At 57.9% G+C, this 13,959-nt stretch carries 13 protein-coding genes and 2 pseudogenes; 3 read left to right on the forward strand and 12 right to left on the reverse strand.

The features are described from left to right. Positions 1 to 674: 674 nt before the first annotated feature. The 3 genes and pseudogenes from BG61_RS32245 to ilvC all read right to left on the reverse strand — a co-directional run. A pseudogene (locus BG61_RS32245) lies at positions 675 to 818 on the reverse strand (transposase); the annotation flags it as partial. Positions 819 to 968: 150 nt separating this feature from the next. Beyond that, complete coding sequence (locus tag BG61_RS32250) at positions 969 to 1,388, reverse strand: cupin domain-containing protein (protein WP_035942566.1); 420 nt, start codon at positions 1,386 to 1,388, stop codon at positions 969 to 971. A gap of 89 nt (positions 1,389 to 1,477) precedes the next feature. Further along, a pseudogene (gene ilvC / locus BG61_RS32255) lies at positions 1,478 to 2,478 on the reverse strand (ketol-acid reductoisomerase). Between the two features lie 7 nt (positions 2,479 to 2,485). On the opposite strand from ilvC, the gene BG61_RS44275 reads away from it, so the two are divergent. Together BG61_RS44275 and BG61_RS44725 are read left to right on the forward strand one after the other, a co-directional pair. Further along, entirely contained in the window at positions 2,486 to 2,953 is a 468-nt protein-coding gene (locus tag BG61_RS44275) for a winged helix-turn-helix transcriptional regulator (RefSeq protein ID WP_267908607.1), read from the forward strand. A gap of 16 nt (positions 2,954 to 2,969) precedes the next feature. After that, positions 2,970 to 3,107 (forward strand): hypothetical protein, encoded by a 138-nt coding sequence (locus tag BG61_RS44725; protein ID WP_277620885.1) that lies wholly within the window; start codon positions 2,970 to 2,972, stop codon positions 3,105 to 3,107. Positions 3,108 to 3,713: 606 nt separating this feature from the next. Here the strand turns inward: BG61_RS44725 and BG61_RS32265 are convergent. The 7 genes from BG61_RS32265 to BG61_RS32295 form a co-directional block, all read right to left on the reverse strand. After that, entirely contained in the window at positions 3,714 to 4,649 is a 936-nt protein-coding gene (locus tag BG61_RS32265; protein ID WP_035942567.1) for a tyrosine-type recombinase/integrase, read from the reverse strand. 45 nt (positions 4,650 to 4,694) lie between these two features. Further along, the gene (locus tag BG61_RS32270; protein WP_233469235.1) at positions 4,695 to 5,399 is read right to left on the reverse strand and encodes a nucleoside 2-deoxyribosyltransferase; all 705 of its coding nucleotides are present in this window, start codon (positions 5,397 to 5,399) and stop codon (positions 4,695 to 4,697) included. A 391-nt stretch (positions 5,400 to 5,790) separates the two neighbouring features. Further along, positions 5,791 to 6,294, reverse strand: a complete 504-nt coding sequence (locus tag BG61_RS32275) for a hypothetical protein (RefSeq protein WP_035942568.1) — start codon at positions 6,292 to 6,294, stop codon at positions 5,791 to 5,793. Between the two features lie 20 nt (positions 6,295 to 6,314). Next, positions 6,315 to 6,539, reverse strand: a complete 225-nt coding sequence (locus BG61_RS32280; RefSeq protein ID WP_035942569.1) for a DUF3717 domain-containing protein — start codon at positions 6,537 to 6,539, stop codon at positions 6,315 to 6,317. Then, on the reverse strand, positions 6,536 to 6,928 hold the full coding sequence (locus tag BG61_RS32285) for a hypothetical protein (RefSeq protein WP_035942570.1): 393 nt from the start codon (positions 6,926 to 6,928) through the stop codon (positions 6,536 to 6,538). The genes BG61_RS32280 and BG61_RS32285 overlap by 4 nt, the downstream gene beginning before the upstream one ends. A 423-nt stretch (positions 6,929 to 7,351) precedes the next feature. Next, positions 7,352 to 7,954, reverse strand: coding sequence for a hypothetical protein (locus tag BG61_RS32290; protein ID WP_152565254.1), 603 nt, complete (start codon positions 7,952 to 7,954; stop codon positions 7,352 to 7,354). Positions 7,955 to 8,020: 66 nt separating this feature from the next. Further along, a complete protein-coding gene (locus tag BG61_RS32295; RefSeq protein ID WP_035942572.1) occupies positions 8,021 to 9,214 on the reverse strand; it encodes an AAA family ATPase in 1,194 nt (397 codons plus the stop codon). A 727-nt stretch (positions 9,215 to 9,941) separates the two neighbouring features. On the opposite strand from BG61_RS32295, the gene BG61_RS32300 reads away from it, so the two are divergent. Beyond that, complete coding sequence (locus BG61_RS32300) at positions 9,942 to 11,138, forward strand: cytochrome P450 (protein WP_035942573.1); 1,197 nt, start codon at positions 9,942 to 9,944, stop codon at positions 11,136 to 11,138. 996 nt (positions 11,139 to 12,134) lie between these two features. Here BG61_RS32300 and BG61_RS32305 read toward each other — a convergent pair. Both BG61_RS32305 and BG61_RS32310 read right to left on the reverse strand, forming a co-directional pair. Further along, positions 12,135 to 12,983: a hypothetical protein gene (locus BG61_RS32305; RefSeq protein ID WP_152565255.1), complete on the reverse strand. Its 849-nt coding sequence runs from the start codon at positions 12,981 to 12,983 to the stop codon at positions 12,135 to 12,137. Positions 12,984 to 13,426: 443 nt separating this feature from the next. Further along, positions 13,427 to 13,948 carry a hypothetical protein gene (locus BG61_RS32310; protein WP_035942575.1) on the reverse strand — a complete coding sequence of 174 codons (522 nt, stop codon included), beginning with the start codon at positions 13,946 to 13,948 and terminating at the stop codon, positions 13,427 to 13,429. Positions 13,949 to 13,959 lie beyond the last annotated feature (11 nt).

Raw genomic sequence — 13,959 nt, forward strand, 5'->3', positions numbered from 1 at the left:
ACCCCTGGGATCACCGGGCGCTTACGGTATAGCGGGAAAGATTTCGATTGAATTAAAGGTGCGTCTTACCTTAACCGAACGCGCGCATGCCGCGCGATTTGGCCGATCCGTATGCGGCAATGACGACAAACAATACAAAGCGGTTGATGCCTTCGTGTTTTAAGACCCCGATGGTCCCAACGGCAACAGGTGCTTGCTCTCGATGAAGCTCGACGGGAACGCCGTGTGCTTTAAGGATCCCAACGGAACTGCATGAAATTCTGTGGTGCGCGAGGTGGCTTGGAAGAGAAGGTTTTGACCTCAGCCAGAAAAGAGAAATCCGCTATATGCCGGTGAGTGAAACATCGGCGGACTACATAAATGCGATGAGAAATTATGAGAAGCGTCACGAGAAATCGCAGGCACCAAAGTAATTTTGGACGCGACGAATGCGAGATTTGTGCGAGGATGTACGCCGGGTATTCGGACGACCGCGCTTTGAACGTCTGCTTCGTGGAAAACTGACTGTCCCTTGTGGGTCGAGTTCGGAAGTTCGCGAGGTCGTCGACGTGAAAGGCACCGTTTCAATCTCGATCTTCCCCAAGCGGCCATGAGGGGTCATTCAAGTGGCCGAAGCGTCCGACGCTCAGGCGTCGAATCTAGACCAGGCAGCGGACATTCGCTACCGCAAAATATTGACGTAATACTAGCGACACGCTCATCCCCGGCTCATAGTTCTGGCGAACCAGTTCGGCCTTCTCGGCGGCCGACCAGCGCCGGCGCCTCTGCTCGCTCACCGTGACCACTTCGATCGTCGATTTGTTGTTGGTACTAGCCATAATCACAGTCACATTCCTACGGGGAAAGATAACGCATAAACCGTGTCCGGTGATTCAGGGGACCATCTCAGGTGCTCGCTGTGTCTTATAAACTGGTCTTTTGGGGGACGGCGTTGTGTCATTTGACACTTGAGGATGAGGCATTTCTTATTAGTAATCAAGTTTTGAGAGTGGCAAACCGCGGACCCCTGCATAAAAGACAATCAATGTCACCGGCCGGTTGCCCGAGATTCCGCGGTGTACCGAGTCAACGGTCTCAGGAAGGACCTCGCCTTGCTTTACCACCTTCCTTTCACCATCCTTCCTCTCGACTGTCAACTCGCCGCTGACTACATAGCCAGCGCTTGGAATAGGATGGGTGTGCCAAGGCAGTGCAGTATTCGGAGGAATAGTTATTTTAAGGACACTCATTTCGGGCTGACCATCCGGATACGACCCATATGACGATCCGTCCCACGCGGTTTCAGTATCGAGTATCTTCTCGACGGTAACGGTGGCCTTCTCCTGAGCGCTCAACGAACCGAGCGCTAACAAGCTGAGGGCAAGAACAACAATCTTACTGGCCGACATAGTATTTTTATTTTCCCTAACAGCTATGAAACAGGGCTTGGGCTTGCAGGGGATGCTTATGCTTGGCAGGCGATCGGGCGTCTTTAACGCTAGTTCTTCGACTGATCGACCAGCTTGTTGGCCGCAATCCACGGCATCATTGCACGCAGCCTTGCGCCCACGCTTTCGATCTCGTGTTCAGCCGTGATCCGACGACGCGATTGCAACGTCGGCGCCCCAGCCTTGCTTTCAATGACTCTCCCGTCTGGATGTCTGTCAGCGCTTGCCTCATCGCCTTCCTGGTTTCTTCCGCCACGATCTTCGGACCTGTCACATACTCGCCGTACTCGGCATTGTTCGAGATCGAGTAGTTCGTGTTGGCGATACCGCCTTCATGGATCAGGTCCACGATCAGTTTTATTTGGTGCAGGCATTCGAAGTACGCCATTTCGGGCGCATAGCCTGCTTCCACCAGCGTCTCGAACCCGGCCTTGATCAGGCGATCGTACCGCCGCATAGCACGTGCCTGTTCGCCGAACAGGTCAGTTTCCGTTTGTTCACGGAAATTCGTTTCGATAATGCCCGCGCGGCCACCGCCGTTCGCTGCCGCGTACGACAAGGCGATGTCACGTGCTGCGCCCGACTTGTCTTGCGCAACGGCGATCAGGTGCGGCACGCCGCCGCCTGCTGCGTACGTGCTCCGAACCGTGTGGCCGGGCGCCTTCGGGGCGATCAGGATCACGTCGAGATCGGCGCGCGGAATGACTTCGCCGTAGTGCACGTTGAAACCATGCGCAAAGGCAAGCGCCGTGCCTTGCTTGGCGTTCGCGTGGACTTCTTCCTTGTAGACATCGGCAATATGTTCGTCGGGGAGCAGCATCATAACGACGTCCGCGCCCTTAACGGCTTCAGCCACTTCCTTGACTGTCAGGCCGGCGTTCTCGGCCTTGCTCCAGGACGCGCCGTTCTTACGCAGCCCAACCGTCACGTTCACACCGCTTTCCTTAAGGTTGAACGCATGGGCGTGGCCTTGCGAGCCATAGCCGATGATGGTGACATGCTTGCCCTTGATGAGGGAAAGATCGACGTCTTTGTCGTAGAATATATTCACGAGTCAAATGCTAATAAAAAGGTTCTGTCGCAGGAGCACGACCTATGAAATCAAGGAAGTAGAACCGTTCAGCACGCTGCGCAGTCTCGGCAGTGTCGTTGACGAGCAACTCCAGCACATCGTACTCGAGCAACCGGTTGCGGCTCTTGCTGGATGTCGAACTACCGGGAGTTCACAGTACTTCCTCCGCATAAGCAATATTGTCTTGCGGTACCGTCCGCGTCTACACACCGTTTGGTCAGTAGCAGATGAAGATCATCAAGAAAATACCGGGCTTGCCCGTCGAGTGCGCGCGAGCGGTCATTTAAGACGCTGGAAGGTGATCATCCATTATGTGCTGCTGGATGGCCTGCAACGCACGTGCAAGCTGGAGAAGCGCATTGCCGGCATCTCGCAGAAGGTGTTGATTGAGCAGCTGCGAGCGCTAAAGAAGCATGGAATGGTGAGCCGGCAGCCCAGCGAGCGCCGAGCATAGTCAGGCAGTCGAATACTTGCTCACCCTGCTCGGCGAAAGCCTGCGGCCCGCCCTGGATTCCCTGAGCGAATGGGGAGCCCATCACGCCAAGGAGCTCAACGAGGGCCATAGCCTTCTGCCATGCGATGCTATCGTTCGAGAACGTATTGTCTGACGCCTGATTGCTGTCGCTGTCCGGGACGTCGTTTCAGCCGGTCGAGGCGCGACGTTCGGTCGCCTGGTGGAAGTCTGCGTTAGGTCCGAAAGCGGCCACCTATTTGGCTTGGAGCCAATGTCCCAGAGGGGTCGGTTAGCGCCGGTCGTTGACGGAAATTACTCGCGAGAAGTGTCTCCCCATGGGATCCTTCAGATAGCGGTGCAGTCTGCTGTTCTTTCGTTCTTTCTGTGCAGGTGTTTAGCGTTCGATGCGTTCGATCGCGCGAATGATCTGGGGCAACCCGAAAGCCCGGTCTCGCTGCTTTTCGTGTGACAAGCACCTGCGCCTGTTCGTCGGTCAGTCCCGACAAGCAGATCGGTGTCAGTTCGTAGAAGCTGAACAAGTGCAGCATGATTGGATGATTGGCGAACCGCTCACTCACGCGCTTACACAACCGCAGGTACGCGAGACTCGATAGCCCAAAGCGCCCGCGCACTGCGTCATACCTTGCCCGCACTGCTTGCTTGCGATCGACGTCTGACGCAAAGGATGTAGCGTCGATCTCAAGCATCGCGAGGCTGAGTTCATTGCCCGCTAGAAGTTCGTTATCAAGCACCGGCTGCCTCACTCGTTAAAGATGCCTTTGTCGCACGCGGCCTCGAGCGTCTGCCGCAGCCGCGTCGCGGTTCGATGACTTGATAGTCCAAGGAGGTTACTCACCTGTTCGTTAGTCTTGCCAAAGCTGATGTGGCGGCGGCCATAGGTGTTGCGCAAAAGGCGGGGGCTCTCGTCGGCGGCCGAAGCGCCAGCCTCGCGCAAGGCCTCCCGCACACATTTGAGCAGCGTGTCTGCCTTCATTGGCTTGCCACCGGCTGTGGCGACAAACAGCAAGTTCGTGGGGCACTGAAGATCTTGCCGTCCGTCGTGATAGGCGCGAAGCACGTCGACGGCAAATGCATCGATCGGGACGCGTCTCGCAATCCGGGGGCCGTGCTTCTCGACGTAGACCGTCGACCGCTCGCCAGCGACGTCGAGATCATCGATTCGAAGCTGTCGCAGTTCAGCAGCGGTGACACCCGAACCAAGAAAGAGGGCGACGATCGCCGTATTGCGCAGATCCTTGAACGACTCGAACTCGCGCATACCGCACACTGCCTGCAGGCGCTTGTCGCCGGCCTCAGAGAGATAGATCGGCGTGGGCTCATCTTCCGGCCAGGTCTCGCGCAGCAGCATCTCGCTAGCCGGGTTGTGTTTTCGGAGATCAAGCGCAACGAGGTGTCTCGCGAACCGATCAATCAGTTTCAGGTAGCGAAGCTTCGTCGTCGTACCGGGCTGGCAGTCGTGCGCGAGTTGAGTGAAGAACCCATCGATGTGGTCTGCACCGAAGGTCGCCACGGTCTGCCGTTGACCGATCAGATAGTCGTTGAAACGGGAAAACATCGAGCGGTGCTGCACGATCGACTGCTCGGCGAACGCGCGGCGGTCGGCACCCATCGCCTCTGCGCATTGCCACTGAGCGTACGCCTCCTCGGGCGCAGTTAGCCAAATGTCGTAGTTCATGAACTCGATATACTGAAATGGGCGATCCCCAAAAACCCAGCGAAGCTAACGCTTCGCCAAACCTGTCACCAACCCGAGGGAGTCTTCCGCCGCCAACGCTGCTTTCATCGCATCAAGGCACTCTGCGGGGCCGCCAGCAATGATACGCGCGGCGCACGCCAGCATCAGATTCACGCTCAGGCCGAAGTCTTCGACCAGGTAGCCCTTCGTGCATACGCTGGTGCCCTCATCTGCGTCCGTTGTGCGCGGCACTGTCTCTGTGAGCGGGTGCGGACTTGTGCGATAGCCCCACACCGGCTTGCCGAGGGCCGCAGCGAATCCGACTTCGAACGCTGTGCCACTGTCCGGCTCGCCCGGCCCGCGAAAGTCGTTGAGATTCGCCATGACGAAGTCCGCCGCGCGGATCGCTTCGATATTCGCCATGTAAATCACTCGAGCTGCTTCTAGCGGGTGAAGAAAAGAAGAGGGCACATCGCCGTCCAAGGGATACAGACCGATGACCCCCCGCTCACGGCAGAGCTGCTTCAAGTGTTCGCCATGCGCTTTGGCGTCGACGCGAAAAACGTCAAAACCGGCGAGATACACGCGCCGCTGAGTCGCGGCGCGTTCGATGGGAAGCGGGGAGGGCGCAAACTTGCCTTCGCGCACTCGGCGCTTGATGCGAGCGACCTGCCTTCTGACGGCCAGCACGCTTTTCCCGAGATTCGCCGCGATCTGATCGATTGCGAACCCTTGATCAAGCTGCTCCATCAGTCGCCGCTGGGATTGTGTCGGCTTTCGTGTGGACATCACTTCCTTGGCTGTCGATTGCGCTATTGAATGCGGGAATATGTTTAGCCTATCCGCAATCGCCGGAAGTCAAGTACCGCTTGCCCACTGACCCATTGGAGCCACAGGGGAACGACTACTCCCGCGCGGGCATGGCGCATACACGTCCTCGATCCGACCGTTGTTGAAGGCCAGTCCGACGATGCACTCACACACAACCTGCTGCGCGGGACTTTCCAGCTCCTGATCGTCGGCGATTGGCCTGCTCGATGGCGTCGAGGCGCAGGTCGAGTCTCTGCAGGCGCTCGCCCCCCCGCGGAGGGAGTGCGGCACGACGCGTTGTGATGCACCGCACTACGCGCGCGTTAACATCTCAGTGGAGCGATCTCTTTTCTGCCGCGATCTCGGCCCTCAGCTCTGCCGCCACCGCCTCCCGCACAGCGGCGTCCTTCGCTTTCAGCAATTCAACGTCCTTCATGAGTTCCGGAAGCTCGTTCAAAAGCGTCTCCAGGTCCTTCGATCGCTCGGCCACCAGTTCGGCGAGGTTTTCTGGAACCAGCGCCGCTTTCAGATCGTCAGATTTGATGCTGAAGTGCTGCTCGATGGCGTCGAATGCGTGCGGCAACGGGAAACACACCTCTTCGTCGAGGATTTTGCCGTGCGCCATCTCGAAGTAGCCCACATACAGGAAATCTCCGCGGACTTCCTCAGCGATGAAGCTAGCGAGATCCTCTTTGATCGAACGCGGGTCGCGGCGCGCGGCGGCAAAGATGCGAAGCGCGTCCGCTTTAGGCACTTCCATACTGAACACTTGGACGCGACTACTACCATCGACGCTGGCATCGACATACACAAGAGCTACGTTTTCGTTAGCCATTAGTTTTCTCTGTTGCAAGTTCAAATAGGCAGTTCTCGTTGGGCGAGCGCAAGGCTTAACGCCTCGTTTTGGTCGGGCGTGAGGCTCTTCGCTTCCACCCGATCAGATCCGAAAAAGATCATCGAGCCGTAGACGTCCGCCAGAACGCGGGCTCTGGAGCATACGGCGAAGTTGTCACCTGACGCTTGCCGGTCACGCCAGTAGTTAATGGCGTTCTCGATGTCGGCGATCGAATAAAAGTTCATGCTGCCTGTCGCTTCTTCAAAAGCAGCCTGAGCTGTTCGCGAGTCATGCTCGGGTCCGCTTCCTTCGCAGATACGACGTCGTTCAGTTCATCGTCGGTATATGCCGCAAGCATTGCGAGGTCGCCCGCGCTGAAAAGCCCCTCTACTCGCGAACGGAGTTTCGAATGTGCGAACCGCTCATAGACGCGGACGTATTGCTTGGCCGTCGCCGGCGAGTATTGCATGACGTCACGGGCGAAGAAATGAAAGGAAGAAGCTGCGTTTCGTTCTGCGTTGAGGAGGTTCGCACCTGCGGCCTGAGCGGCCTCCACGCCACGCTTAATGAACATTTGCTTGGTCTCGTACAGTTGCTGCCCGATTTCGAAAACGTTGACTGGATTCTTGAGCACGACTCGATTTTCTCCATGAAGGTTGCGCGGTCTGTGATCCGTGTCTGTGTCCCAGACCGTCGTAACGACTTTACCGTGTGTATAACGGCACGCAAGGCTATTCATTTAGGCTGCCCGGCACACACAACGAACGCGATGGGGAAGGGCGCGGAGAAAGGAGTCTCGAAAGCGCCAGATGCCGCTCGCATGTAACTCGAGCACCGCGAGCGGACGGCAGCGTCCGTCCCGAGAAAGGAAGGCCACCTCTAGCACGCATGTGTCGAGGTGGAGCGCGGTCCTTGCGAGGGATGAGTAGCTTCTTCGATTCGACATCGCCGACGTCGGGAGCAACCGCGGGCCGCTGGAGGACGCTCCCCCTCGAAGGCTATGGCCGACCCGCTGCGCTCCGTCGGGGGCGTCCGCGTTGATGGCTCGGCGCGCAAATTACCGTGTCGCTGACCAGCCGTCCTTGGTCAGAGTGAGGACCATGTCATCGTTTTGAACGCCCAACCGTAGTTCGGGATCAAACGCCGTCTGCATCCCGGGATCGCTCATCCATTGAGGTGCATCAACGACTTTCGAGGTAAAGCTGGTGGGGATGCGGCCGCCGACTTGAGTGGGGGGATGTGCCGGCACATAAAGGTCGACGAGCTCTCGCTTTCCGCCGCAGAAAGATACGTTACCAGCCAAACCACGGACCGTTCGTTCGTATTTCTTGCCGTCGTCCGTAAGTGAATAGTGGAAACCCGGAACAGGATTCTGCGTGCCCGGAAAGACGTAAGGGCCTTCCATCCTTGCCAGCAGTCCAGCCTTCACAAGTGCGTCAGCCTTGTTACGCCTCGGATCAATGCCGTACGACCGTTGTGGCAAATCGAAGGGGAGTTGAGGCGCGGCCACTTCGATGCAGGTCCCAACTTCTTGCTCGAGCCGCTGACGAACCGCAGCAGACAGATTTTCGTTCGTTGCTTCGGATTTGCTGTTGCAGCCGCTCAAGCCAATAGCGGCGACAAGCGGAATCAAGACGGTGAATGCTTTATTTCCTGACAATTCAAGTCTCCTAGTCACCAGGCGGAGTCGCATACCCGCGCGTGCTTCGTTAAGTCGACGAGCTATCTAAGGGGTTTTCGGCTTCCAGTCTGGCATCGTCCTTTTCATGAACTCGTCGAACAACGGGACAGTAAAAGCGGTGTCTCCGTGAGCAGGACTGTAGATCATCCCTTTCCTGATGAGGCTGCTTCGGATCGGAGCTACGCTCTCCGATTTCACTCCCAACAATGAGGCGATGTCGCCTGACCGCTGAGGGTTAGAGCCGAGTTCAGCCAGTGCTCGGAGATAGGTTTTCTCGCGCGGCGTCAAACGATCGAAGCGGACGCGGAAGAAATTCGCGTCGAGACGTTCAATGGACGTTCTTGTCGCTGCGTCCGCGTCCGCTTTTGAGATCGGTGATTGCTTGGCCAGGTTCCAGGATTGATATCCCCACTCCTGGAGGAAGTACGGATACCCTTGCGTGACACGTATGACCTCGTCCAGAGCTTCCTCTGAGAACTCGGCTTGCTCCTGTCTGGCCGGCTCCTGCAACGCTTTTATTGCATCCTCTCGGCTCAGTGGCCCGATGTTGGGATAGTCGAACAGACGCTCAGCGTACGATTTGGACCTCCCTGCGTTGCCTACCAACTGGGGCAATCCTGCGCCAATAACGGCGATCGGCAGCCCGAGCTGCGTCACCTTATGAACTGCCATGATCAACGCACTCAGTTCAAGCTCGTCAAGATACTGGAGTTCGTCGATGATGATAGCGACCGCGGTCTTGCGATCGGCGGCAGCTTCGCCGAGAGCAACGAAAAGCTCTGCCAGATCGGCTTCGAGGTCGCCACTGTCTGCTGTTCCGGCCTCGGGATCGATATCGAGGCCCAACTCGACTTCTCCAACTGTTACCTTCAGACCGTTCACAAAACTACGCAAGACGCGAAGACCCCGCTTAGCCTTCTCGCTGATTGCCTCGCCCCTGTCGAGGCCGAGCAGCAGTTGCCGCATCGTAGGGGTGAGCAAGGCTGCGAGCTTCTTGTTCTCATGCGCCTCCACCATCGCTGCCCGGTATCCTTCGTCCTTGGCCAACTCCTGAATCTTGTTGAGCAGAACCGTCTTTCCGACCCCTCGAAGGCCGACCAAAAAAAGACTCTTTTCAGCCCGGCCGCGCTTGATCCGCGCAAGGGTCAGTAGCGCACGCTGAAGAATGTCATCTCGCCCGGCGAGCTCGGGCGGCCGAGTTCCGGCGCCCGGCGAAAACGGATTGTGCAGTGGGTTCACGAGGTACCTATCTTATCGTTGTAGACGTAAGATTGATAAAACCAGATAAGGTCAATAGCTATTGGGCCTCAGCCATGTGCAGTCGCGTTGGGGATCCTAGCAGGCTTTCGTTGCCTTATCTATCTTACGGTTTTTTTGATAAAGTTGATAGTCCTGCCGCGGTCTAGCCTCTGGATCACCAGCACGGATCGGCGCACAGGGACACACAAGGCGGTGACGACAAGCCATTCAGCGACCGATGCCGGCATGTCAGCTGATCTACGATGAAACAGCTTTCCCGGAGAAGATGTCCATTATCTGCGAGAGCAGATGCTGTGAGGCGACGAGGTCAATACCGAGAGATCCCGCCTTGAAACTGGCGATGACCTGCGCCCGGGAGATATCGGCTGGCGAACGCTTCAAACGCGCCCGAGGTGCAAGAAGGGCCGTTTTGGCAGTGAAAGGGGAACATCCTCCTTGCATCGAGCAGCGGCACCAACAATCTAATCTGCCGTATTGGGAGGGTGGAACTCGCGACGGCCCCGGCGTCACCGTGGACTTATGCACCGCCGCGGCGCGTGGCGGCACGGACGAGCGCAAGCGCCTGAGTGAGGTGCAGCGACTCACATCGATTCGGAATATTCATGCCGAGTTCAGGAATATTTGGAAAACTCCGCTGTTTTTCAGGACGTTGGTGCAAGTCAAACGCCCTTTGCAAAAATCCCCGCCTTACAACGAGGCCTCGACCATGAAACTCGCCGATCTCGCGACTCCGTCGTTCTTCGAGAATCCTTACCCAACATATGAGAAGCTTCGCGCGGAAGGCCCGTTCGTGCCCGTCGCGCCGAATGCGCTGATGTCCGGCCATTACGACATCGTCGATACGCTGCTGCACGATCGCCGGATGGGCAAGGACTACATGGAAAGCATACGCATCCGCTATGGCGACGAAGGCCCGAAAATGCCGCTGTTCCAGGGCTTCAGCAGGATGTTTCTGTTGATCAATCCGCCCGCGCATACGCGCATGCGCAGCCTGATGATGAAGGCCTTCAACGCGCGCCAGGTCGAAAGCATGCGCGAGGTCGCGCAGACGATCACGCACCGGCTGATCGATGCGTTCGAAAGCCGCGGCACGGCGGATCTCACCGCCGAGTATGCCTTTCCGCTGCCTATCGAGATCATCTGCGGCATGCTCGACCTGCCTGTCGAACATGCGTACCGAATCGGCGGCGCTGCGAGCCGGATCGCCAAGGTGTTCGAACCCGCGCCGATAAGCGCCGAGGAACTGCAAAAGACCAGCGACGCCTATGTGTCGCTCGAAAAGTACTTCGGCGACGTCGTCACGGCGCGCCGCGCGCAGCCGGGCGACGATCTGATTTCGATGCTGATCTCCGTGGAGGAGGGCGGCGAGACGCTGAGCCACGAAGAAATCGTATCTAACGTCATCCTGCTGTTTCTGGCCGGCCACGAGACCACGTCGAACATGATCGGCAACATGCTGATCGCGCTCCACCGCCATCCGCAGCAGCTGGAACGGCTGAAGCGCGACCCTGATTTAATCCCGAAAGCGGTGCTGGAATGTCTGCGCTATGACGGCTCGGTGCAGATGACGATTCGCGCTGCGCACGAAGACGCAGAAGTGGCCGGTGTGCAGATTCCGCGCGGCACGGTGCTGTTCCTGTCGCTCGGTGCCGCCAATCGCGACCCCGCGAAGTTCACGCAGCCGGACCGCCTGAACGTCGAGCGCGATGAGGGGCGCGTACAGACCTTCGGCGCCGGCATTCACCACTGTCTCGGCTATCGGCTTGCGCTCATCGAGCTCGAGACCGCGCTGCGCGTGCTGCTCGAACGCCTGCCGGAACTGCGGCTGACCAATCTGGACAAGCTGAGCTGGAATCAGCGGGGCAATTTGCGCGGCGTCGATGCATTGACGGCGGCGTGGTAACTGGTAAGGGCCGGTGCGCTTCTCGATGCCGACCGGGTGCCGGGGGACATCGATGAGTTCGCGCTGCCCGTTAAGCGACGTGCGCTCTACCGACAAGCGAGCGCGATCCGCCTGTAGCTCGAGAGTGCGACCGACATCCAGATCAAAGCGGGAAACTTGAGTAACGCGGTGGTGCCGCCCTGAAGCCATTCGCTCTCAGAAGCCTGTGTGCAGGACGAATTTTCGTGTCAGTCTTTGGGCAATGCACCCTCTCCCGACTCGGCGATCGTGCCTCGCTCTCTGACCTCCACGCGCAACTATGGGGAGGTGTTGGGTAGTCAGCGGCGGAACCGATCTCCTGATGAACGAGCGCTCCAGAGGCGCGCCGGCGGGATGGCCGCGTGTACGTCGCCGCCGTGCGAACTCGTTGATCTGGCTCTTGCGATGGACGTGACGCGCGATTTTTTGCCGCGCCGCGACGACGTTACCCGGCAAGACTCCCAACCATCCATGCCTGATAGTTCGTATTATCAGGCATGGAATAGGTATTTCCGCCCCGTGCAGAGGGGCTCCCCAACAACGACAAGTGCCGCGAATGGGGCCAATAAATCGCAAGCGTCACACAAACCAGGGCTTACAGGCGGACCGACTTCGCCGCTCTACGGGCGTTCATCCAACGCATTCCGGCCGCGACTATCGCCAGCCGAAGACGCTACGCGCCTACACTAAGGAGCTCGAGCGCTTCCTGCTCTGGACGGTCGCGGTGAGGCGCAAACCGCACAGCTCTGTTCTTGCTGACGACTGCGAGGCATATCGCGATCAGTGCGGTTAACCGCGGACTCACTCTTTTGAAGGCCCTTGCAACGCCGACTCGTGCCCCCTTGCCGAGTTAGTTTTCATCTCTTCCATAGGTCGCGTGGCCCCCGAATCGAGACAATGACGCGTTCCACCTCTCTTGATCATGTTTAGGCGACGAACCGATTTCGCAGTGCAATTGCTCAAATCCAGTACAGGATTTTATCCAGCAACCGTCTCTTTGGCTTTTCGTGTTCGGATCATTGCCAGCGCCATGTGGACGATCGGAGCCAATTCCTTGCTTGATAGCATCAACTCGTCCGCCTGCTTCGCATCCACGGAAAACTCAAACACGAAGCGAGTCGTGCCTCGCTCGCGCCGTTCGCGGATCCTAAGATCAATTCCCGAAGCCTCCCTCACACTCAGTAAGTAGGCAATGATCTGATCGGTAGTTCGGCGCTTCGGTGCATCGAGCATTTCTTTCGCGCGGGCAACGAACTCGTCCTCGCCGATCGCGTTGTACACCTTGAGGAGGCTTTCGCCGTGCGACCGCGACAGCGTCTTCCCTTCGAATAGCCTCAAGATCTCTGACGGAAGTTCCGAGACGGCAACCGCATTCACGAGTGCCGATTTATGCCACCCGCTTTTTTCCGCCGCAGACGTCAACGAATCCCACTGACCGTCGACGAGTCCTTTGCGATAAGTCGCCGCTAGCAACAAAGGTGACATATGGCTTCGCACTCGACGCTTGGTCGCCGCCGGCTCCCTGCCGTCTAGCAGGGCAACAATTTGATGCCACGTGAAGCCTTCCGGTTCGATGTGCCGCGCGCGCTCGGCGAGGACGAATGCGCCGTGCTTTCTGGACAAACTGACCAACTCCCGGGCGGTCTCGCTCCAGATTCCGGCGTGGTCGAAAAGAGACCGGACGGATTGCGGCAACCGCTGAACCCCGATCGCGCGGCTCAGGTCCTGTCGACTAACGGCTGGTTTCAAATGACGGAAGATCTCCAACGCTTCTTTTTGATTTCGCCATTTCTTGCCTAGCCCAGAGAAATACATTTCCGCTAGCAAGATTGGGTTCCGTGCAATTGGACGTACATCTGGGGGCTGCAAGTCCTTACTCCTTGATCGGTTCATCTGATTCTCCCCCGAAGAAGGAGTTGCAATCTCATCGGGTGACCGCTGCGGTTCAAGCACCGGCGATGGCGAAAGCCAGTCAGTTTAGGTAGATGTTTCAGCGAAAGTCCTACGGCGCAAAACCGCCACGTCGGCCTCTTTGGTTGTCGGACCGAAAACGGTACATAGCTTAAGTAATTCGAGCTGAAGATGGTTTTGTCTTCGACGTTACTCATAAGGGATTCGCGTGTTATCAGAGATGCTTGGCCGTTTCAAGCCATCTTCTAAGTGCGCATTCTATGGTGCGCGAGACAAGGTCAAGTCCATAAGGTGCGTAACGGCACTCCGGGTGACTTCTTGATAGCGCCGAGGAAAATTTTTGCACGATCACGCATCTATTACAGATTTGAAAGCAAGCGAGCCACGCGGCTGTGGGATGCAGCCGCGCAATCGCTAAGGCGCGGAAGAAACACAGGCGTTGATACTTTCCGCGAGATGTTCCGCCGGGCGCCGCCAGCCTCTACTTGCAGGCGAACATCGCGCTCGAGCAGATCCCATCCGCAGACAATGCCTTCGACAGTGTCACCGCGTTCGACTTCATCGAACACATGCCGCGCCAGCTTGCGGTCGACGGAGAGATCCGCCTTCCGACGCACGTCAACATCATCACGCAGCACATCACGAATATGTTTGCGGGGAGGGCGCTCACCCGCTGGCCGCACCGCGTTGTGCAGCGGTGGCGTCGGCTTCGGGTCATCGACCCCGTTGACCTGGAATCGTGCGATGTTCGAATAGCAGTTTAGCGCTGTGGACTTTTCCTGCAAAACGATCATGTCGCTGCGCACGCCCGGCGCCTTCTGAACCTCGTAATGGTCCAGCGCTTTGCCGCGCTCGCGCATGGGCGTGGCGTTCACCGGCATCAGAAATTCCC

This window comes from Caballeronia glathei (assembly GCF_000698595.1).
Taxonomy (GTDB): domain Bacteria; phylum Pseudomonadota; class Gammaproteobacteria; order Burkholderiales; family Burkholderiaceae; genus Caballeronia; species Caballeronia glathei.

Excerpts from the sequence above, each read along its gene's own strand:
- BG61_RS32250 (WP_035942566.1), bottom strand. The coding sequence starts at position 1,388 with ATGTCGGCCAGTAAGATTGTTGTTCTTGCCCTCAGCTTGTTAGCGCTC.
- BG61_RS44275 (WP_267908607.1), top strand. The coding sequence starts at position 2,486 with ATGCTAATAAAAAGGTTCTGTCGCAGGAGCACGACCTATGAAATCAAG.
- BG61_RS32265 (WP_035942567.1), bottom strand. The coding sequence starts at position 4,649 with ATGAACTACGACATTTGGCTAACTGCGCCCGAGGAGGCGTACGCTCAG.
- BG61_RS32270 (WP_233469235.1), bottom strand. The coding sequence starts at position 5,399 with ATGGAGCAGCTTGATCAAGGGTTCGCAATCGATCAGATCGCGGCGAAT.
- BG61_RS32275 (WP_035942568.1), bottom strand. The coding sequence starts at position 6,294 with ATGGCTAACGAAAACGTAGCTCTTGTGTATGTCGATGCCAGCGTCGAT.
- BG61_RS32280 (WP_035942569.1), bottom strand. The coding sequence starts at position 6,539 with ATGAACTTTTATTCGATCGCCGACATCGAGAACGCCATTAACTACTGG.
- BG61_RS32300 (WP_035942573.1), top strand. The coding sequence starts at position 9,942 with ATGAAACTCGCCGATCTCGCGACTCCGTCGTTCTTCGAGAATCCTTAC.
- BG61_RS32310 (WP_035942575.1), bottom strand. The coding sequence starts at position 13,948 with ATGCCGGTGAACGCCACGCCCATGCGCGAGCGCGGCAAAGCGCTGGAC.